Raw genomic sequence first — 20,075 nt, forward strand, 5'->3', positions numbered from 1 at the left:
TGATTATTATAATCATTCCTCGTTTTCTATTGTTATTGAGAAGGTGTATAATTCAGTAATTTAAATAAAGTATCTTTTTCGTTCACTGTCAAATCACGCCATTGCCCAACTTTTAAATTGCCGATTTTAATATTCATAATGCGAATGCGTTGCAATTGCTTCACATTGTATCCGAGTGCAGAGCACATGCGACGAATTTGACGATTTAGCCCTTGCTCTAAAATAATACGGAACACATAACGTGAAATTTTTTCAACCCGACAAGGTAGTGTAACTGTGTCCAAAATAGGCACACCACTGCTCATTTTTTGTAAAAATTCATCTGTTATAGGATGATCCACTTGTACAATATATTCTTTTTCATGATGATTTTCAGCACGTAAAATTTCGTTTACAATATCACCATCATTTGTTAGCAATAATAAACCTTCTGAGTCTTTATCCAATCGTCCGATATGAAAAATACGTAAAGGATGATTGACAAAGTCAACAACGTTACCTTCAATATGTTGTTCTGTAGTGCTCGTTATCCCTACAGGTTTATTTAACACAATATACACTAATTGTTGTTCACGTTCTACTAGTTTATTATCTACATAAACTTTATCAGTTGTTTCCACTCGGCTACCAATAGTTGCGAGTTCATTGTTAATTTTGACGCGACCAGCCGCCACCCATTTGTCTGCACCACGGCGAGATACCATGCCCGTCTCACTTAAAAATTTATTAATTCTCATGTACATCACCTATTTTCATTGATTTTTCTAGTATACAAGATTTTGTGAGTAATTTGAAAATAACTCGCATATCAAGGTGTGGCTTTATAAGCGCCAACATTTGGAGATACAGTAGTGACTAAAGAGAAATCTTAGGAATTTGTTTCAAAAGAAGTATTAAATGAGTACGCAGGTGACGATGTGTTTGTAGCTGTTGATAAATCAGCAGATCGGTTTATTAAGTATGATGAAGAATTACTGGCACATAAAGAAAATAACTTGTTTGAAGAAGCTATTTATCGTTTTTAGTTCTCAGACCCTGTATCTTTACTCGGACAAGTAGAAGATGTGGCAAAAATGATACAAGAACACGATACAAATCGATTAGATCAAGAAGAAAAATAATTTTAACAGAATAGTTCGAAAAAATTGATTAACTTTAAACGATGTGACAAAATAAGCGTAAGAAGTGTGTTTTTGTGGTGAATACGAGAAAATACTTCAAAATAAGATGAGGAAAAGGAGAGATTAATGATGATATATGCAAACCCGAATACCGATGGCGCAGTAGTAAACTATAAAGAGCGATACGATAACTTTATAGGTGGTAAGTGGACACCACCTGTTAAAGGTCAGTATTTTGATAATGTGACACCAGTGACAGGTAAAGTATTTACCCAAGTCGCACGGTCAACAGCAGAAGATGTTGAGTTAGCCTTAGATGCTGCGCATGCCGCTAAAGATGCATGGGGCACGATGTCTCCTACAGACCGAGCTAATATTTTACTACGTGTTGCAGATCGCATGGAACAAAATGTAGAAAAATTAGCTGTAGCTGAAACATGGGATAATGGTAAAGCTGTGCGTGAAACTTTAAATGCAGATATTCCATTAGCAATCGATCATTTCCGTTATTTTGCAAGTGCACTACGTTCACAAGAAGGCTCAATTAGCCAAATTGACAATAATACAGTAGCTTATCACTTTCATGAGCCAATAGGGGTAGTTGGTCAAATTATTCCGTGGAACTTCCCGTTATTAATGGCGGTTTGGAAATTAGCGCCTGCATTAGCTGCGGGTAACTGTGTAGTGTTAAAGCCAGCAGAACAAACACCAGCCTCCATTTTAGTATTAATCGAATTAATTGAAGACTTATTGCCAGCAGGTGTTGTTAATATTGTAAATGGTTTTGGATTAGAAGCAGGGAAACCGTTAGCAACAAACCCTCGTATCGGTAAAATTGCTTTCACAGGTGAGACTACAACAGGTCGTCTAATCATGCAATATGCTACTGAAAATATCATTCCTGTAACGTTAGAATTAGGTGGGAAGTCACCAAACGTATTCTTTGAAGATGTGATGGCAAAAGATGATGCCTTTTTAGATAAGGCTGTAGAAGGTTTTGTATTATTTGCATTAAATCAGGGCGAAGTATGTACATGTCCATCTCGTGCATTAATTCAAGAGTCTATTTATGATAAATTTATGGAAAAAGTAATGAAACGTGTTGAACAAATTCAAGTAGGTAATCCATTAGATACAGACGTAATGATGGGCGCACAGGCATCTACTGAACAAATGGAAAAAATCCTATCTTATATTGACATCGGACGTCAAGAAGGAGCCGAATGTTTAATTGGTGGAGAGCGCAATACATTAGATGGCGAATTAGCGGGTGGTTATTACGTGAAACCTACTATTTTCAAAGGAAATAATAAAATGCGTATCTTCCAAGAAGAAATATTTGGTCCAGTAGTCTCTGTAACCACTTTTAAAACAGAAGAAGAAGCATTAGCAATCGCTAATGATACACTTTATGGTTTAGGCTCAGGTGTATGGACACGCGATATGAATACCGCATATCGTATGGGACGCGGCATACAAGCAGGGCGAGTTTGGACGAACTGTTATCACCAATACCCAGCACATGCCGCATTCGGTGGATACAAATTGTCAGGTATTGGCCGCGAAAATCATAAGATGATGTTAGATCATTACCAACAAACAAAGAATTTACTCGTTAGCTATGATGAAAATAAATTAGGATTCTTCTAATACAGTAAGGAGGAACACATATGGTAGAACGTGTAATCGCTACAGATGCCGCAGTAGAGTTGATTCGTTTTTTAGAAGATAAACATGGCCCTGTCATGTTTCATCAATCAGGTGGTTGCTGTGATGGTTCGTCTCCAATGTGCTATCCAAAAGGTGATTTTCATATCGGCTCACAAGATCGATTAATTGGCGAGATTGGTGGTGCCCCTTTTTATATGCATAACAGTCAATACGAATATTGGAAGCACACACAAATCATTATTGACGTTGTTGATGGTAGAGGAGGTATGTTTTCGCTAGAAGGAGTGGAAGGTAAACGATTTTTATCAAGAGCACGTGCCTTCTCACAAGAAGAACAGAAAGAATTAAATCATATATAGCCTAAAGATGGATTGAACGCTTTTTTGTTCAATCCATCTTTTTGATACTAAAACAATTATAATGATCATAAGGAGGCGAAAGTTATGTTGATCGAAGAAAAATATGTAGAAGAACATCGCAAGTTATCTAAAAAGCTACGTTATTCTGCTACTAGCCAAATGATATTAGCCTTAACGACAGCTTTTATTATTAAAGATGTACCATTTGACGAACAACGCTATGATGAGTTAAAGGCAGAAATCAAAAAACAAACAAGTTTATTTTCGGGGTTGCGCGTGTCGTCCTATATCATATTAATCCCTCATTTATTAGAAAAAGATAATATCGCATCAGCCGTAGAACAATTGCTAGTCAATTATGATTTATTGCTTAGTCAGAAGTTTTCTAGAATGGATTACACGTATGTAGCAGCTCTGTATGTACAAGATGAAGCGCATGCTGAACGAGCCAAACAATATTACGACGCCTTGAAAAAGTACCATAAATTTTTAACTTCATATGATGATGTACCATATGCGGTGTTATTAACTAAAGATACTAAAAATATTGATGCTCAAGTAGAAGCTGTAGCATATTATTATAATGAGCTAGCCCATAAAGGCTTAAAAAAAGGAAATTATTTATTATGGCTGGCACAATTATTAACTATTAAACATACAGACTATGACACACGTTTAGTTGATGCTGTGTTAAATGTTATTGAAGAGTTAAGGAGTAAAGGGATTAAAAAGCAGGAAAAACATTATGTGATCTATGGCACATTAACATTAGCAGAAATGACAACAGAACAATTAGATGTCATTATTGATTTGGCAAAACAATTAGGCGCATTAAAGCTATTCAAGTGGTATAAAGACGATGCTTTCTTTGCTGCTGTGCAAATTGCTACAAGTATGAAAGCTAAATCCCTAGACGACACAACATATATTACTTTCGTTACTGCACTGCAAGCATTAATTCATATGCAACAGGCGGCAGCAACAACCGTTATTTCAACAACTCATTCATAATACTAACGTAATATGATAAATGATGAAACAATGATACAATTGTTCCACAAGAAACAATGATACTTTTACATGTATTATTTAATCTTTAGAATAAAAAAAGACTAAAGAGAATTTCTGCTATGATGAAATAATAAATAGTAGTTGCATTGTTTAGTTGATTATAGGTAAGATTGACACCATACCAAGCAATTTTCAAGGGGTGTAAGGAATGAAAACCAATGCAGTACCAATGGGACAGTCCCGTACGATACAAAGTCATTTAATCTTGCCACCAGATACCAATCATCATAAAACTATTTTTGGTGGTAAAGTATTGGCATATATTGATGAAATCGCCGCAATTACTTCAATGAAACATGCAAAAAGTGAGGTAGTCACAGCATCAATTGATTCAGTGGATTTTTTATCGCCAGCACGTGAAGGTGATATTATTGAATTAGAAAGTGTTGTATCATCGACAGGTCGGTCGTCTATGGAAGTATATGTGCGTGTTGTCTCGCGCAATCTTATGACAGGTGAAGAAAAGTTAACAACAGAGTCCTTTGTAACAATGGTAGCAGTTGATGAGGAAGGGAAGCCTGTAGAAGTGCCTAGTGTATACCCTGAAACAGAAGGGGAAAAGCGTCTATTTAACACAGGACCTGCTCGTCGTGAGCATCGTAAACAAAAAAGAATGATTGCACATTAACATAAAAGCACGACTTTACATAAGTTTATGTAAAATCGTGCTTTTTTATTGGTCTTTATCGAGTTGACTTACGACCTCAATTAATGCATCAGATGAGGTTGATACGAGAGAAGCGCCTTGTGAAAGGTCTTGAATGAGATGTGAAATTTTAGAAATATCTTCAGACGTTGAAATGTATTGGGCTTGGATTCCAGAGACAGCTTCTGCAATAGCGCTAAATGAAGCCGATAATTTTTGTTGTGTATCTACGCTGACATGAATTTGTTCATCCACAGTTGTGACCGATTTAGCCATTGACACAATATTGATTTCTGTATCCGTAATTAAGTGTGACACATTTTGCACAGCCTTCTTTGTTTCTTCAGCTAATTTGCGTACCTCATCAGCTACGACGGCAAAACCTTTACCATGTTCGCCAGCACGAGCTGCTTCAATGGAAGCATTTAATGCTAATAAGTTAGTTTGGTCAGCGATACTTGTTACTAAACCAACGATCTCGGATATTTTATTGGAGGAGTCTCGTAACTTTTCCATCGTAACATCTAAGTCGTTCACGCTTGTTAAGATAACTTGCATTAATTCATTTTGTTGTTGTAAGTCTTCACGTCCGTGTTGTGATTTTTGTTCTGTCTCATCAACAAGCTCTAAGCCTTGTTGAGTAGCGCCCGCGATATCATTAGCGTCTGAAGAGATCTCATGTAATGCTGCAGTTGTCTCTTGGCTAATCGCATTTAATTCTTGTGCAGTGCTTTGAATAGTTGAAACAATACCGAGCTTAATTTCGTTCACACGTTCGCGAGCTGCAATCTCTTGCTCTTCATAAGCTTCAATAACAAGTTGTTGTTCTAAATTAATGATTTTAGTAAATGCTTTGATGGCACGATTACTATCTTCCTTTGATAAATTCAACTCATCAATTAAGTCAATAAATGTAGTAATCAGCGATTGGAATGAGCCTAAATACCATTTTGACTCTAAACCAATGCGCACATGGGCAGAGGCAATGCGTTGGCGATCTTTAATATATGCTTCATCAATCATGGCATCAAAAATGCCATTAATATGTTTGCGTAATGTTACTTTTAAACGCTCAATTTTAGAATGTTGTTGAATGATATTTACTAAATCAATATTTTGACTAACCCCATCATAAAAGCGATCAACCATTATAGGTACAACTTCTGTTAACTCAGGTTGCAATTGTTTAATAATAGCTAAGTCTTCAATGGTTAATTCTAGTAACTGTAATTGACGCTGGATATTTGGGTAATGCGTTAAATTAATGGCAACATCATCCATATAAGATGAAGGGTCAAGCTCGTAGGTCGGTGGTGTTTTTGATTTGAACCAATTCATGAAAATTCTCCTTTAAAATAAAATAGTGAATTAATAAAAATTTGCGGTCATCCAATAATATGTATCATTGTATTAAATAAAAGAAATAAAATAGTAATATGTATTAAAATAGAGAAAATAGGTAGTTATGATTATGTATCGTCATTTGATAATAGCAAGATTATAATGTAAAAAAGGAAAGAACCGTTACGCCATATCATTTAAATTATAATATAAAACATAACAAGAAGAGAGGGGAAATTGATAATTGGCACATAATTGTAACGTGGACCCTGATTTATTAAAAGAAAATGTGCTACTATAACAGTAATCTATGAGAGGGGGTACAGCTTAACATGCATTGGCAAAGATTTAAGTTCGTCATTCCAATGATGGTAATTGTAGCGGTTTCTTCTGTGTATATGTTGAACGAATTCCATCCATTAGTACCAAAGTCAGACAAAACATATATTGTGATTGGCGCAACTGTTGTGGCAGGTGTCATCTCTTACTTCTTATTCCCACAAGCAAGTGAAAAGAATCGTAATGATTATTGGCCAGATCGAACAGAACTCCCGTTTTTTAAAAAACGCGATAATACAAGAGAGTAATATGAACTTTAGCATAAAGAAAAGAGACTAGGACAATAATTATTACTGTCTTAGCCTCGATTAATTGTAGAACGCTCCCATAGTAAAAGGGCTAGTGATGAAAACATAATAACAGGTGCATCTTTACACCTAAGATAAAAGAGTGATACAGGGAAATGTTGTTTTCCTTGTATCACTCTTTTGTGTACGTTTATTTATGATTTAAATAATGTAAACCATCCTTTTAATTTAAAGATGCCTAACATGGCTACAGCGATAAAAATCATTACACCTAAAACGACAAAATAACTATATTTGCCCGATAATTCAGGCATGTTAACAAAGTTCATGCCGTAAATGCCTGCAATAAAAGTTAATGGGATAAAGATAGTGGAGACAATAGTTAAAATCATCATAATACCATTCATACGATTTGAATTCATTGCCATGTAACTGTCTCGCATATCAGCCGTTAACTCCCGATTAGATTCTACCATCTCCGTCAGTTTAACAAGATGGTCATGGATATCAGCAAAATAAGCTCTCTCACTCTTTTTGAGAGGTAAACGATAAGAACTCAGTACGCGATATAATAAATCTCTCATAGGAAGAACAATACGTCTTAAATGTAATAAGTCACTTCGAAAATCAAATACATATTGCATCGTCTTCACGCTATTATGATAGGTCATTTCATCTTCTAAATGATTTAATTGGTCCTCGATTTGATAAACGAGCGGAAAGTAACTATCAACCATCTTATCAATGGTTTGATATGTAATATAGTACGGTGTGTTGTCCCACTTTTTTGGAATATGATTTAAACGATGCCGTACGATTTCAATTTCAGGTACGTGCTGCTTGTGAAATGTGACAACAAATTGTTCAGAGACAAAAATATTTACTTCTTCAGGTTCTAATGTTTCTTTATTGATCCGATGGGTAACGAAAAAGTAATAATCGTCGTAGCTGTCCATTTTAGGGCGCTGTAAACGCATGAGGCAGTCTTCAATAGCTAATGGGTGAAAATGAAAGTATTGTTCAAGTAATTTTTCTTCTTCTGGTGTAGGTTGGTCAAAATCTACCCAAAACCATGCCATTTGTTCCTGTTGTAATTCATCAATCGTAAGTTTTTTAAGAAAAGTATCTTCTTTTGTATAACCTACAATGTGTAACACTACTCATCACTCCTTAACACTTATAACAAGTCCAACCACTAAATAATGTAGTGGAGAAAAAGCGCGAAATCCTTGTAAAACCAGCTTCTTCTAGTAAGTGTATAACGTCTGTTTCGGATAGAAAATGTAACGCGCGTATGCTTGTTTCCATATCATTGATTTGTTCATAAGTTAATCGCGTATTTTGTTGCCAATAAGCACGCCATAATGCAAATTGTTCTTCGGTTTGCTCAGTGCCTTGTTGCCCACATTTACAGGCTAAAACAAAAGGTGCACCTTTTGTTAGAGAAGCTGCAATCTTTTGTAAAGTGGCTAACTGTTCCTCAGGTTTTATAAAGTGTAGGACAAGTAAACAAGTAGCACCATCAAAATGTTTAGCCATCGTTGTATTCAATATTGTGCCTTCTTTTAATATTACACGTTTGTCCAAACTGGCTGTATTAAGTTTTTGTGAAGTTATGTCTAGCATAGCTTGCGACGGGTCGAGCGCCGTAAAATGCCACTGGTTATTAGCATTAGCTAAATGAATTAATTCATTACCACTACCTACACCAATAGATAATAGTGAGGCTTTTTGAGGTAGATGCATCTGCATAAATGCGGTTGTAAGTCGCAACATAGCATCATAACTTGGCAAAGTACGTCGAATCCCCTTTTCATACTCAGCGCTTAAATTTTTATCAAACTCCATGAAAAATCCCCCTTCGTTTATGAAACCTCATGAATGGTACGTTCGTATAAATAAGTATAAAGGATTTGAAAACAGAAAGGATGATATTTATGGATAATACAATGACAAAAGTTTTATTACATTCGAGTGCTTATTATTTACCGTTCGCGTTGCCGATAATTATTTTCTTTATTTCACCAGATGACGAGGTGAAGCGACTAGCTGTGCAGGCAGTTTTATTCCAAATTATCATGGGTATATTACTCACGATTTCTGGGATTTTCTCGTTCATATTAGTTGGTATTCCATTCTTAATCGTATTTGGTCTTATGTACGTTATTACCCCTATTATTGGTATTGTACGCGCCCTTCAAAATGAACCTTGGCGCTATCCAATTGTAGGTAGCTTTATTTAATGAGACAAAAGTTAGCGAGACGCGTTCTCGTTAACTTTTTTTATATGACTAATGCTTTTATTTTGCATTATATAATGACATTTTTTATAATAAAGTCAAAGATAGTCAAAGTCAGTAACGTTGTAAAGAGGTGAATATGATGCGAAATGTCTCAGACATTATTGAAAACTACTTAAAGCGCATCTTAGAAGCTGAGGGTCAGGGGCATGTGGAAATTAAGCGTAGTGAAATAGCGGATAAATTTAAATGTGTACCATCACAAATTAATTATGTTATTAATACCCGCTTTACTGAAGAACGTGGTTACATGGTAGAAAGCAAACGTGGCGGTGGTGGCTATATTCGAATTGTAAGAGTACAACCTCATTCTCAATTTGATTTAATACAAGCCATGATTGAACAAACTACCGATCAACTTACTCAAACACGTGCTGAGGATTTTATTTATCGTTTAATTGATGAAGCTGTAATGACAAAGAGGGAAGCTAAGATGGTATTAGCCGCCATCAATCGAACAACATTAAACGTACCTTTACCGCTTCGTGATGAATTAAGAGCACGTATTTTGCGTGCCATATTAATGACCATTAAGTATGAGAAGGAAGGTGACTAATATGTTATGTGAACACTGTCAGCAAAGAGAGGCAGTTATTACAATTTCTCAAAAATATCAAAGTGGACAAGACCACCACTACTGTGAGATTTGTGCTAATCAATTATATCCTTTTACCGCACAAATAAAAAAAGAGCCCATTTCCATTCAACAATTGTTAACCAATTGGCAAGCACCTAAGGAGCGTACATCACCTAAAACATGTGAAACATGTGGCATGACATACGCGCAGTTTACCCATACCGGGCGTTTTGGTTGCCCAAAATGTTACGCGACGTTTGCCTCTCAACTCCCTAAAATATTACGGCCAATTCAAGCTGACTTACAGCATGTTGGGCATATGCCAAGCGCTATGAAAAATGAATATTCGATAAAGAAAAAAATAGAAGAATTACGCAATAAAATGCAAACCGCTGTTCAAGAGGAAAGATTTGAAGATGCAGCTACATTACGAGATGAGGCTAGGGAATTAGAGTCACAGTTAGGGGGTGACTACTAATGTCGTCAATTGAAGAATTTTTGCAACGCACACGTGACCGTGATATCACACTTGCAGATACAACACCAAACAGTATTGCTATGAGTACACGTATTCGATTAGCGCGTAACGTTGCAGATTATCGTTTTCCTAAATGGCTAACAGAACAAGAAGAACTAGAGATTGAAAGGCAAGTACGTCATGCATTAATGGACACCTATCAGGAGTTAAATCATTTTGCGCTTTCTGATATTGCGCCTCTAGCAAGGCATGTACTTGTAGAAAAACATTTAATTAGCCCTCATTTTATGAAACAAAAATCAGGAGATTTATTAGTATCAGAAGATGAGACGATGAGTATTATGGTGAATGAGGAAGACCACCTGCGCATTCAATGTCTAGCTACAGGATTACAGTTACAAGAAACATATGAACGTGCAAGTAAGGTAGATCAAGTCCTTGAGCAACAAGTAACGTATGCGTTTGACGAAAAATTAGGTTATTTAACGAGTTGTCCTACTAATGTAGGGACGGGGCTGAGAGCTTCTGTTATGTTACATCTACCAGCGTTAACGATGACTAATCGTATGAATATTATTGCACAGACTATGTTGCGTTTAGGCATTGTAGTGCGAGGTATATATGGAGAAGGTAGTAACAGTTTAGGTAATATCTATCAAGTTTCTAACCAAGTGACATTAGGTAAGTCAGAAGTAACGATCTTAACGGAATTACAAGAAGTTGTAGAGAAAGTAATAGAATCCGAATTACAAGCACGACAAGCTTTAGTGAAAAATTCTGCATTAATGATGGAAGACCAAGTTTATCGCGCATTGGGTGTGCTAACTCATGCACGTATTTTAACGAGTGATGAGGCAGCGACTAACTTATCGAGGTTGCGTTTAGGTATCGATATGAAATTAATTGATTTACCTATTAAAGCTGTTAATCAATGTATTAGTTGCATGCAACCGGGGTTCTTACAATATTATGATGGCCAAACGTTACCAGCAAATGATCGTGATATTTTACGTGCTAAATTAGTGCGTGAAACACTACAACAAGCAATATAACTAAAGGGGGATACACCATATGTTTAATCGATTTACAGAACGAGCAAATCAAGTTTTAAATTATGCACAAGATGAAGCAAGACGCTTTAAATCTTCAAAAATTGGCACAGAGCATTTATTGTTAGGGCTTGTACGTGAGGGTGAGGGCATTGCAGCTAAAGCATTAGCTGCGGCAAATGTAACACCTGAGATGATTGAACGTGGTATTGAACAATTAGTTGGCAGAGGTACAGAAGAGGTAAGTGCTGTTGTACAACATACACCACGTGCAAAACGCGTTTTAGAATTAGCAGCAGATGAGGCACGTAAATTAAATCATAGCTACATTGGCACAGAACATATTTTATTAGGTTTAATCCGTGAAGAAGAGGGCGTAGCAGCACGAGTGTTAAACAATGTAGGCGTAGGTTTAAACAAAACACGTCAACAAGTATTATTGTTATTAGGTAATAGTGAAAATACACAGCCAAATAATGCAAGTCCAAATACTATGTCTCAAGCAGCGAACACACCAACACTGGACAGCCTAGCAAGAGACTTAACACAAGTAGCACGTGAAGGTACATTAGACCCTGTTATTGGGCGTAGTAAAGAGATTACACGTGTGATTGAAGTATTATCACGTCGCACCAAAAATAACCCTGTACTAATTGGGGAGCCGGGTGTAGGTAAAACGGCTATAGCAGAAGGATTAGCGCAACAAATTATAAACAATGAAGTACCAGAAATTTTACGGCATAAACGTGTTATGACATTAGACATGGGCACAGTCGTTGCTGGCACGAAGTATCGTGGTGAGTTTGAAGACCGCTTGAAAAAAGTAATGGAAGAAATTCGTCAGGCAGGCAATATTATTTTATTTATTGACGAGTTACACACATTAATTGGAGCAGGTGGTGCAGAAGGTGCCATTGACGCATCAAATATTTTAAAGCCATCACTTGCAAGAGGTGAGTTGCAATGTATCGGCGCAACAACCCTTGATGAGTATCGTAAATATATTGAAAAAGATGCTGCTTTAGAGCGTCGTTTCCAACCGATTCAAGTAGATGAGCCTTCTGTAGAAGAGGCGATTCAAATCATTTATGGTTTACGTGACCGTTACGAGGCACACCACTGTGTGAAAATTACAGATGAAGCTGTAGAAGCAGCGGCACAAATGGGGGACCGTTATATCTCAGATCGCTTCTTACCAGACAAAGCAATTGATTTAATTGATGAAGCAGGTTCTAAGGTGCGTTTGCGCTCTTACGTTTTACCACCAAATTTAAAAGAGTTAGAAGAAGAATTGGAAAATATCCGTGCAGAAAAAAACGCGGCGGTTCAAGGGCAAGAGTTTGAGAAAGCAGCGAATTTTAGAGACCGTGAGAAGCAAATTACAAAGCAAGTGGATGAAATGAAGAAGAAGTGGAAAGAAGAGCAAGATAAAGCTGAACTTGAAGTGACGGTTAATGATATCGCACAAGTTGTAGCGATGTGGACAGGTATTCCTGTAGCGAAGATTGCAGAGGAAGAGTCAATCAAGTTATTGCACTTAGAAGAAGAGTTGCATAAACGAGTAGTAGGGCAAGGTGAAGCTGTAGAGGCTATTTCACGTGCGATTCGCCGTGCAAGAGCAGGATTAAAAGATCCAAAACGTCCAATTGGTTCATTTATCTTCTTAGGTCCAACAGGCGTAGGTAAAACAGAGTTAGCCCGCGCGTTAGCAGAAGTTATGTTTGGTGATGAGGATGCGATGATTCGTGTCGATATGTCTGAATATATGGAGAAACACTCTACCTCTCGTTTAGTCGGTTCACCTCCAGGTTATGTAGGCTTTGAAGAGGGTGGGCAATTAACAGAAAAAGTACGTCGCAAACCATATTCCGTTGTATTACTTGATGAAATCGAGAAGGCGCATCCAGATGTGTTCAATATCTTATTACAAGTGCTAGATGATGGACGACTAACAGATTCTAAAGGCCGTGTGGTAGACTTCCGCAATACCGTTGTCATTATGACATCAAACGTAGGAGCGGATGCATTGAAATTCCGTAAAAATGTTGGCTTTAACGTGGGGGATCGTGCTGAAAAAGATCATCAAGATATGAAGTCTGTCATGTTAGAAGAATTGAAAAAGGCATTCCGTCCAGAGTTTTTAAACCGTATTGATGAAATGATTGTATTCCACTCATTAGAAAAAGAACATCTGAAAGAAATCGTCCAATTAATGGCTAAGTCATTAACAAACCGTTTAGCAGAACAAGATATTGTATTAGAGATGACAGATGCGGCATTAGAAAAGATTGCAGATGAAGGGTATGACCCAGAATACGGGGCACGTCCTTTAAGAAGATCGTTACAAAAACATGTTGAAGACCGTTTATCTGAAGAACTATTAAAAGGCACTGTGAAAAAAGGTGAGACGGTAATTTTTGATTATGTGGATGGTGACTTTGTTGTCAAAAATGCAGATATAGCATTAGAGAAGTAAAATTAATAGAATAAATGCATCATTTTCTCAGTAGGGAAATGATGCATTTTTTTATTCATTATAACTGAAATGTCTGTTGCAAATAATTCACTCGTCTATAGATAGAAGGGTGTGTGGAGAATACATCAGCGAATCGACTTTGCCCATTGAATTGTAGGGCAGCATATTTCTTTTGTTGTGGCTCTAGTATAGCTCCTCCTTCTAATTGTTGAAGAGCACTAATCATTTGCTCGGGATGCGTTAATTGAGAAGCTAGGTGATCAGCAGCAAATTCACGCTGACGCGAATATTTTTTTAAAACCAAGCCTGCAATAAATAATAACAAGAGCGAGGCTAACCATTCAGTAAACCATACAAGCCAGTAAATCCAAGCACTTTTGGCATCTACAAAAAAGAAAGCAAACCATTTGAACAAAGTAATAGGCAATAAAACCGTACTAACTATAATATTTAAAAAGGACTGTAATAATGTTTGAGTGACCATATCACCATTCACGATATGGGCAATTTCGTGTGCAATGACAGCTTCTACCGCATCAGGTGTCATTTCGTACAAAAGCGCTGTAGATACAGCCACAAGGCTATGATTTTTAGAGCGTCCTGTTGCAAAAGCATTTGGGTCATATGAGTCGTAAATGGCAACTTGAGGCATGACAGACAAATTGGCTTTTTGAGCTAAATGATATGTCGTTTGGCGATACCATTCGATAACTTCATCGTCATAGATTACATCTTGTTCAAGCACTTCTAAATGATAAGCTCTTTTAATAAAAAAGATAGAAAAGTATAAACTAATAAATGGCATTGTACATGAGTACAATAGTAAAAAAGGTAAAATGCTAATGGCGTTGCCTTGGGTCAAAACTAATAAAGTTGTGATAACGGCTATATTGAGCAATCCAAACCATAACATGCGTTTCCAAAAAGCTCTGTTATGTAAATTATTATGATTTTCCATAAAATCATCCTCTCTTATATTACTTCTTATTTTAGGTGAAGAGGTAGACAGTAAATGTCTAGTAACGAGTGCTATTTGAATGATTTTATGGACAACGTTATTGTGTAGTCTTTGTTATAATGAAAGTAAAAGTAAGGAGGCAATTATGGCGAAGAAAAAGACAAAATTTGTATGTAATAGTTGTGGATATGAGTCTGCTAAGTGGATGGGGCGATGTCCAGGTTGTGGCGCTTGGAATACGATGGTTGAAGAAGTAGAAATGGTTGCTAAAGGACCACGTGGTGCTTTCAAACATTCGAGCTCTACATCAGCTAAAGCAACCCCAATTGTTGATATAAAAACAGAGCAAGAGCCAAGGGTACCAACTACATTACATGAGTTTAATCGTGTTTTAGGAGGCGGGATCGTACCGGGGTCATTAGTGTTAATTGGAGGTGACCCTGGTATTGGGAAGTCGACCTTACTTCTTCAAGTGTCAGCTATTTTGTCCAATGCTGGTCATCGTGTTCTTTATATTTCTGGTGAAGAGTCAATTCGTCAAACAAAGTTACGAGCAGAACGTTTAGGTGTCACTTCGAAGGAACTTTATATTTATGCTGAAACAAACTTAGAGTTTTTAAATCAGACAATTGAAGAAGTGAATCCAAAGTTCGTTATTGTAGACTCGATTCAAACCGTACATCACCCAGAAGTGACAAGTGCCCCAGGTAGTGTATCACAAGTGAGAGAATGCACAGCAGAGTTAATGCGTATTGCCAAAACAAAAAATATTGCCATTTTCCTTGTAGGTCATGTGACAAAAGAGGGGCAAATAGCAGGGCCTCGTCTATTAGAACATATGGTAGACACTGTACTGTATTTTGAAGGTGAGCGCCATCATACGTATCGTATTTTGCGCAGCCAAAAAAATCGCTTTGGCTCCACTAATGAAATTGCGATATTTGAGATGTTGCAAAATGGTTTAAATGAAGTATTAAATCCATCAGAGATGTTCTTACAAGAACGTTCACAAGGAGCAGCGGGCTCTAGTATTGTGGCCTCTATGGAAGGAACGCGTCCTATTTTAGTTGAGATACAATCATTAGTAACACCAACGAGCTTTAATTATCCTAAACGTATGGCTACAGGTGTAGAGCAGAATAGAGTGCAATTACTGATGGCTGTCTTAGAAAAACGCATGGGCTTCATGCTGCAATCACAAGATGCCTATATTAAAGTAGCTGGCGGTGTAAAGTTAGATGAACCTGCAATTGATTTGGCCGTCCTAACAAGTATAGTATCGAGTTTTAAAGATGAGGCAGTAAAACCTACAGATTGTTTTATTGGTGAAGTAGGCTTAACGGGAGAGGTTCGCAGGGTATCACGTATTGAGCAACGTGTACAAGAAGCTGTGAAATTAGGTTTTACACGAGCGATTGTACCTAAGTCTAATATGGGGGGATGGGAGTACCCTAAAGGTATTGATATTCAAGGTGTGGAAACAATAGCGGAAGCTTTACGTATTGCTTTCCCTCAACTATGAAATAACAGCTTAAACCTAAGAAAACGGGTATAATGATAAGTATTTAGGAGGTGTGATGCAAGTGTTAAAGCGTACAATACAAATTATGTTTTTATTAATCGGTGGGGCTTTAGGTTATATATTCCTTCCATCACTATACAAAATGATGAATGTATCAGGTATTCCATTTCTAGATAATGCTTTTGTATCTGTGCTAATTGGAGCAGGCCTACTTTTCATTTTATCGTTTATGTTCTCGGACTACTTTGTTAAACTACTAAATTGGCTTGAGGAACGCTTGATTAAACTACCTCCAGCAGATTTATTATTTGGTACAATTGGCTTGATACTAGGGTTATTAGTAGCGTTTTTATTAAGCTTTACAATTGACAGTATCCCCTTTCCACCAGTACAGCAAGTATTACGTATTTTACTTACCTTAACACTAGGTTATTTAGGTTTTAGAGTGTTTGCGACTCAACGTGAGGAGATTTTACAATTATTCTCGGGTAGAGCAGTTGCAAAACGAAATAAAACGGAGAGCAATGAAAAATCGGCTCAACAAAAAGTATTAGATACCAGTGTGATTATTGATGGCCGTATCGCAGATATTGCTGAAACAGGCTTTTTAGAAGGAGAGCTTGTCGTACCACAATTTGTATTAACAGAGCTTCAACATATTGCAGACTCATCTGATACTTTAAAACGTACAAGAGGGCGCAGAGGTTTAGATATTTTAAAACGTCTACAAGATGAGAAAAATTCACATGTTGTCATTTCCGAAGAAGACTTTGAAGAGGTACAAGAAGTTGATTTGAAATTAGTGCGCTATGCTAAAAAGTTTAACGCACAAGTCGTAACGAATGATTTTAATTTAAATAAGGTATGTGATTTACACCAAGTAGAGGTATTAAATATCAATGACTTAGCTAATGCTGTAAAGCCAGTTGTGATACCTGGTGAGGACATGAAAGTAGTTGTGATAAAGGATGGCAAAGAGCAAAATCAAGGAATTGCTTATTTAGAGGATGGCACAATGATTGTAGTTGAAGATGGTCATGCTTTTATTGGTCAAGCCATCACAGTTACCGTAACAAGTGTTTTGCAAACGTCAGCTGGTCGAATGATATTTGCAAAACCATCAGAAGATTAGGACGTGGAGATTGTGCATTATGAAGTAGTATTGCCAGCAGCTGGCAGTGGTAAACGTATGGGCGCAGGTAAGAATAAATTGTTCTTACAATTGCAAAATGAACCTATATTAATTCATACATTAAAGGTTTTTGAAACAGATCCCAATTGTACGGGTATTTGGTTAGCTGTGCGACCAGATGAACGAAATTTTATTAGAACCTTATTAAAAGAACATAACATTACAAAAGTGAGCGGCATGCCAGATGGAGGGGCTGAACGGCAACATTCTGTTCATGCTTGTATTAAGGCAATGAATCATGTTTCCATTGTGTTAGTACATGATGCTGCTCGCCCTTTTATTACACATACGATTATTGAGCAGTTAGTGAATGTGGCGCATGAAAATGGTGCAGCTATAGCAGGCGTACGTGCTAAGGATACCATGAAAAAAGTAGTGCAAGGTGTCGTCAAAGAAACGATTGAACGAGATAGTTTATGGATGGTACAAACGCCACAAGCATTTCGTTTTGATTTACTAGCAGAAGCGGAAGATGTAGCTGAGAAGATTGGTTTCTTAGGTACAGATGAAGCGATGCTTGTTGAGCGATTAGGGCATGAAGTTTTTATAGTAGAGAGCACCTATGAAAATGTTAAAATGACAACACAAGAAGATTTAGTATTTGGTGAGGCTATTATTCGCCAACGTCAACAAGGAGGACAATAAAATGTTTCGTATCGGACAAGGTTTTGATGTACATGAATTTGCAGAAGGGCGCCCATTAATTATAGGGGGCATTACGATCCCGCATGAAAAAGGGCTAATCGGACATTCTGATGCGGATGTGTTATTACATACTGTAACAGATGCCGCTTTAGGTGCAATTGGTGAGGGTGATATTGGCCGTCATTTTCCAGATACAGACCCTGAATTTAAAGATGCCGACTCGGCAAAATTACTATCCTATATTTGGCGTATTGTAGAAGAAAGAGGTTATAAATTAGGCAATATTGATTGCACAATTATGGCACAACAACCTAAAATGGCGCCTCATATTCATGCGATGCGTACGCGTATTGCGGAGTTATTACATGCTGAGCCTTCTCAAGTAAATGTGAAAGCCACAACAACTGAGAAATTAGGATTTGTTGGGCGACAAGAAGGCATAGCTACTATGGCAACGATCTTATTAATCAAAGCATAAATGGCTAACCTTTTCATTACCCAATAGCAGTGTTAAAATATACATCATACACAAGCTCATTTTAAATTTTAGGAGGCAATTATTCATGACGAAAGAAGTTCGTGTACGTTATGCACCAAGCCCAACAGGCTATTTACATATTGGTGGCGCTCGTACAGCACTGTTCAACTATTTATATGCAAAACACCATAACGGAAAATTTATTGTACGTATCGAGGATACAGATATCGAACGTAACGTAGAGGGCGGTGTAGAGTCACAGCTTGATAATTTACGCTGGTTAGGCATTGAATATGATGAATCAGTGGATATCGGTGGCCCTTATGCCCCTTATCGTCAAACGGAGCGTTTAGATATCTATGAAAAACACGCTCAAGAGCTTTTAGACAAAGGATTAGCTTATAAGTGTTTTTGTTCTTCAGAAAAATTGGAGCAATCACGTGAAGAGCAAAAAGCTAACGGAATTGCTGCACCAACGTATGATGGTACATGTCGTCATTTGACGGATGAAGAGATCAAAGCAAAAGAAGCAGCAGGCGAAACATATACAATTCGTATGCGTGTGCCTGAGAATACAACTTATGAGATTGATGATCTTGTGCGCGGCCATGTGACCTTTGAGTCAAAAGATATTGGGGATTGGGTTATTGTTAAAGCAAATGGCATACCAACATATAATTTTGCTGTTGTGTTAGATGATCATTTTATGGACATGACTCATATTTTCCGTGGAGAAGAACATTTATCCAATACACCAAAGCAAATGATGATTTTTGATGCATTCGGTTGGGAACACCCTAAGTTCGGTCATATGACATTGATTGTGAATGAGGATCGCAAAAAGTTATCGAAAAGAGATGAATCTATCATTCAATTTGTTACACAGTATAAAGATTTAGGCTATTTACCTGAGGCGATGTTTAACTTCTTTGCCTTATTAGGTTGGTCTCCAGAAGGTGAGGAAGAAATCTTCTCACGCGAAGAGTTAATTCGTATCTTTGATGAAAAACGTCTGTCAAAATCACCATCTATGTTTGATAAAACAAAATTAACATGGATGAACAATCAATATATTAAAAAACTAACTTTAGATGAGGTAGCTGATTTAGCTATCCCACACTTACAAAAAGCAGAGCTTTTACCATTAGAAATGACGAAAGAGCAACAGCAATGGGCGACACAGCTAGTGGCACTTTATCATGAACAAATGAGCTTTGGTGCAGAGATTGTAACATTATCATCATTATTCTTCACAGACGAGATTCACTACGATGAGGCTGCACAAGAAGTTTTAGCAGGCGAGCAAGTACCTGAAGTGATGGCAGCATTCCAACAACAGTTGGAGCAATTAGAAGCATTCACACCAGTAGCGATTAAAGCAGCAATCAAAGCTGTACAGAAAGAAACAGGGCATAAAGGTAAAAATTTATTCATGCCAATTCGAGTGGTAACAACAGGTCAAACACATGGTCCTGAGTTGCCAGATGCTATTACATTGTTAGGTAAAGATAAAGCAGTGGCGCGTGTAGCAAAGTACGCACAATAAAAAATAGCATTGACTTTTAAAACAATCAATGTAAACTAAATTTACCAATAAGATCATG

At 37.2% G+C, this 20,075-nt stretch carries 20 protein-coding genes, 1 pseudogene and 1 other annotated feature (1 of these 22 running past the window's edge); of the genes and pseudogenes, 15 read left to right on the plus strand and 6 right to left on the minus strand.

What is annotated here, in order from left to right; genetic code table 11:
• Positions 1-32: 32 nt before the first annotated feature.
• Positions 33-737: a 23S rRNA pseudouridine(2604) synthase RluF gene (rluF, locus tag IEW44_RS12185; protein ID WP_188615330.1), complete on the minus strand. Its 705-nt coding sequence runs from the start codon at positions 735-737 to the stop codon at positions 33-35.
• Positions 738-1,250: 513 nt separating this feature from the next.
• On the opposite strand from rluF, the gene adh reads away from it, so the two are divergent.
• The 4 genes from adh (at position 1,251) to IEW44_RS12205 (ending at position 4,850) form a co-directional block, all read left to right on the plus strand.
• Positions 1,251-2,771 carry an aldehyde dehydrogenase gene (gene adh, locus IEW44_RS12190; RefSeq protein ID WP_188615425.1) on the plus strand — a complete coding sequence of 507 codons (1,521 nt, stop codon included), beginning with the start codon at positions 1,251-1,253 and terminating at the stop codon, positions 2,769-2,771.
• Positions 2,772-2,791: 20 nt separating this feature from the next.
• Positions 2,792-3,151: a DUF779 domain-containing protein gene (locus IEW44_RS12195; RefSeq protein WP_188615331.1), complete on the plus strand. Its 360-nt coding sequence runs from the start codon at positions 2,792-2,794 to the stop codon at positions 3,149-3,151.
• Positions 3,152-3,235: 84 nt separating this feature from the next.
• Positions 3,236-4,162, plus strand: coding sequence for a DUF4003 family protein (locus IEW44_RS12200; RefSeq protein WP_188615332.1), 927 nt, complete (start codon positions 3,236-3,238; stop codon positions 4,160-4,162).
• Between the two features lie 208 nt (positions 4,163-4,370).
• Positions 4,371-4,850: an acyl-CoA thioesterase gene (locus IEW44_RS12205; RefSeq protein WP_188615333.1), complete on the plus strand. Its 480-nt coding sequence runs from the start codon at positions 4,371-4,373 to the stop codon at positions 4,848-4,850.
• Positions 4,851-4,895: 45 nt separating this feature from the next.
• Here the strand turns inward: IEW44_RS12205 and IEW44_RS16140 are convergent, their stop codons facing one another.
• Both IEW44_RS16140 and IEW44_RS16145 read right to left on the minus strand, forming a co-directional pair.
• A complete protein-coding gene (locus IEW44_RS16140; protein ID WP_373286140.1) occupies positions 4,896-5,426 on the minus strand; it encodes a methyl-accepting chemotaxis protein in 531 nt (176 codons plus the stop codon).
• Between the two features lie 246 nt (positions 5,427-5,672).
• Positions 5,673-6,206, minus strand: a pseudogene (locus IEW44_RS16145) (protoglobin domain-containing protein); the annotation flags it as partial.
• A 335-nt stretch (positions 6,207-6,541) separates the two neighbouring features.
• On the opposite strand from IEW44_RS16145, the gene IEW44_RS12215 reads away from it, so the two are divergent.
• On the plus strand, positions 6,542-6,796 hold the full coding sequence (locus IEW44_RS12215; RefSeq protein WP_188615335.1) for a hypothetical protein: 255 nt from the start codon (positions 6,542-6,544) through the stop codon (positions 6,794-6,796).
• 194 nt (positions 6,797-6,990) lie between these two features.
• Here the strand turns inward: IEW44_RS12215 and corA are convergent, their stop codons facing one another.
• Together corA and IEW44_RS12225 are read right to left on the minus strand one after the other, a co-directional pair.
• Entirely contained in the window at positions 6,991-7,953 is a 963-nt protein-coding gene (corA, locus tag IEW44_RS12220; RefSeq protein WP_188615336.1) for a magnesium/cobalt transporter CorA, read from the minus strand.
• Between the two features lie 13 nt (positions 7,954-7,966).
• The gene (locus IEW44_RS12225; protein WP_188615337.1) at positions 7,967-8,644 is read right to left on the minus strand and encodes a class I SAM-dependent methyltransferase; all 678 of its coding nucleotides are present in this window, start codon (positions 8,642-8,644) and stop codon (positions 7,967-7,969) included.
• Between the two features lie 89 nt (positions 8,645-8,733).
• Here IEW44_RS12225 and IEW44_RS12230 point away from each other — a divergent pair, with 89 nt between their 5' ends.
• The 5 genes from IEW44_RS12230 (at position 8,734) to IEW44_RS12250 (ending at position 13,676) form a co-directional block, all read left to right on the plus strand.
• Positions 8,734-9,039, plus strand: a complete 306-nt coding sequence (locus IEW44_RS12230) for a DUF4870 domain-containing protein (RefSeq protein ID WP_188615338.1) — start codon at positions 8,734-8,736, stop codon at positions 9,037-9,039.
• A gap of 139 nt (positions 9,040-9,178) precedes the next feature.
• Positions 9,179-9,652 (plus strand): CtsR family transcriptional regulator, encoded by a 474-nt coding sequence (locus IEW44_RS12235; RefSeq protein WP_188615426.1) that lies wholly within the window; start codon positions 9,179-9,181, stop codon positions 9,650-9,652.
• 1 nt (position 9,653) lies between these two features.
• Positions 9,654-10,151: a UvrB/UvrC motif-containing protein gene (locus IEW44_RS12240; protein WP_188615339.1), complete on the plus strand. Its 498-nt coding sequence runs from the start codon at positions 9,654-9,656 to the stop codon at positions 10,149-10,151.
• Entirely contained in the window at positions 10,151-11,203 is a 1,053-nt protein-coding gene (locus IEW44_RS12245) for a protein arginine kinase (protein ID WP_188615340.1), read from the plus strand. Before IEW44_RS12240 ends, IEW44_RS12245 begins: the two co-directional genes overlap by 1 nt.
• A gap of 19 nt (positions 11,204-11,222) precedes the next feature.
• Positions 11,223-13,676 carry an ATP-dependent Clp protease ATP-binding subunit gene (locus IEW44_RS12250; RefSeq protein WP_188615341.1) on the plus strand — a complete coding sequence of 818 codons (2,454 nt, stop codon included), beginning with the start codon at positions 11,223-11,225 and terminating at the stop codon, positions 13,674-13,676.
• Between the two features lie 58 nt (positions 13,677-13,734).
• Here IEW44_RS12250 and IEW44_RS12255 read toward each other — a convergent pair whose 3' ends face one another.
• The gene (locus IEW44_RS12255; protein WP_188615342.1) at positions 13,735-14,634 is read right to left on the minus strand and encodes a zinc metalloprotease HtpX; all 900 of its coding nucleotides are present in this window, start codon (positions 14,632-14,634) and stop codon (positions 13,735-13,737) included.
• Between the two features lie 145 nt (positions 14,635-14,779).
• Between IEW44_RS12255 and radA the strand changes: the two genes are divergently transcribed.
• The 5 genes from radA to gltX all read left to right on the plus strand — a co-directional run bounded on the left by radA (position 14,780) and on the right by gltX (position 20,017).
• On the plus strand, positions 14,780-16,156 hold the full coding sequence (radA, locus tag IEW44_RS12260) for a DNA repair protein RadA (protein WP_188615343.1): 1,377 nt from the start codon (positions 14,780-14,782) through the stop codon (positions 16,154-16,156).
• 61 nt (positions 16,157-16,217) lie between these two features.
• A complete protein-coding gene (locus IEW44_RS12265; RefSeq protein WP_188615344.1) occupies positions 16,218-17,288 on the plus strand; it encodes a PIN/TRAM domain-containing protein in 1,071 nt (356 codons plus the stop codon).
• A gap of 12 nt (positions 17,289-17,300) precedes the next feature.
• Positions 17,301-17,993 carry a 2-C-methyl-D-erythritol 4-phosphate cytidylyltransferase gene (gene ispD / locus IEW44_RS12270; protein WP_188615427.1) on the plus strand — a complete coding sequence of 231 codons (693 nt, stop codon included), beginning with the start codon at positions 17,301-17,303 and terminating at the stop codon, positions 17,991-17,993.
• A 1-nt stretch (position 17,994) separates the two neighbouring features.
• Positions 17,995-18,471 (plus strand): 2-C-methyl-D-erythritol 2,4-cyclodiphosphate synthase, encoded by a 477-nt coding sequence (gene ispF, locus IEW44_RS12275; RefSeq protein ID WP_188615345.1) that lies wholly within the window; start codon positions 17,995-17,997, stop codon positions 18,469-18,471.
• Between the two features lie 85 nt (positions 18,472-18,556).
• Positions 18,557-20,017 carry a glutamate--tRNA ligase gene (gene gltX / locus IEW44_RS12280; RefSeq protein ID WP_188615346.1) on the plus strand — a complete coding sequence of 487 codons (1,461 nt, stop codon included), beginning with the start codon at positions 18,557-18,559 and terminating at the stop codon, positions 20,015-20,017.
• 51 nt (positions 20,018-20,068) lie between these two features.
• Positions 20,069-20,075, plus strand: a binding site (T-box leader); it runs 215 nt beyond the window's last position.

Source organism: Lysinibacillus alkalisoli, from assembly GCF_014643595.1.
GTDB lineage: Bacteria > Bacillota > Bacilli > Bacillales_A > Planococcaceae > Metalysinibacillus > Metalysinibacillus alkalisoli.

Bases quoted from the DNA above. Each gene is read 5' to 3' on its own strand.
- IEW44_RS12235 (WP_188615426.1), top strand. From the start codon at position 9,179: ATGCGAAATGTCTCAGACATTATTGAAAACTACTTAAAGCGCATCTTA.
- IEW44_RS12215 (WP_188615335.1), top strand. From the start codon at position 6,542: ATGCATTGGCAAAGATTTAAGTTCGTCATTCCAATGATGGTAATTGTA.
- radA (WP_188615343.1), top strand. From the start codon at position 14,780: ATGGCGAAGAAAAAGACAAAATTTGTATGTAATAGTTGTGGATATGAG.
- IEW44_RS12250 (WP_188615341.1), top strand. From the start codon at position 11,223: ATGTTTAATCGATTTACAGAACGAGCAAATCAAGTTTTAAATTATGCA.
- gltX (WP_188615346.1), top strand. From the start codon at position 18,557: ATGACGAAAGAAGTTCGTGTACGTTATGCACCAAGCCCAACAGGCTAT.
- IEW44_RS12255 (WP_188615342.1), bottom strand. From the start codon at position 14,634: ATGGAAAATCATAATAATTTACATAACAGAGCTTTTTGGAAACGCATG.
- IEW44_RS12225 (WP_188615337.1), bottom strand. From the start codon at position 8,644: ATGGAGTTTGATAAAAATTTAAGCGCTGAGTATGAAAAGGGGATTCGA.
- IEW44_RS12195 (WP_188615331.1), top strand. From the start codon at position 2,792: ATGGTAGAACGTGTAATCGCTACAGATGCCGCAGTAGAGTTGATTCGT.
- IEW44_RS12240 (WP_188615339.1), top strand. From the start codon at position 9,654: ATGTTATGTGAACACTGTCAGCAAAGAGAGGCAGTTATTACAATTTCT.
- rluF (WP_188615330.1), bottom strand. From the start codon at position 737: ATGAGAATTAATAAATTTTTAAGTGAGACGGGCATGGTATCTCGCCGT.
- IEW44_RS12200 (WP_188615332.1), top strand. From the start codon at position 3,236: ATGTTGATCGAAGAAAAATATGTAGAAGAACATCGCAAGTTATCTAAA.
- ispF (WP_188615345.1), top strand. From the start codon at position 17,995: ATGTTTCGTATCGGACAAGGTTTTGATGTACATGAATTTGCAGAAGGG.
- IEW44_RS16140 (WP_373286140.1), bottom strand. From the start codon at position 5,426: ATGCAAGTTATCTTAACAAGCGTGAACGACTTAGATGTTACGATGGAA.
- adh (WP_188615425.1), top strand. From the start codon at position 1,251: ATGATATATGCAAACCCGAATACCGATGGCGCAGTAGTAAACTATAAA.
- IEW44_RS12245 (WP_188615340.1), top strand. From the start codon at position 10,151: ATGTCGTCAATTGAAGAATTTTTGCAACGCACACGTGACCGTGATATC.
- IEW44_RS12230 (WP_188615338.1), top strand. From the start codon at position 8,734: ATGGATAATACAATGACAAAAGTTTTATTACATTCGAGTGCTTATTAT.
- IEW44_RS12205 (WP_188615333.1), top strand. From the start codon at position 4,371: ATGAAAACCAATGCAGTACCAATGGGACAGTCCCGTACGATACAAAGT.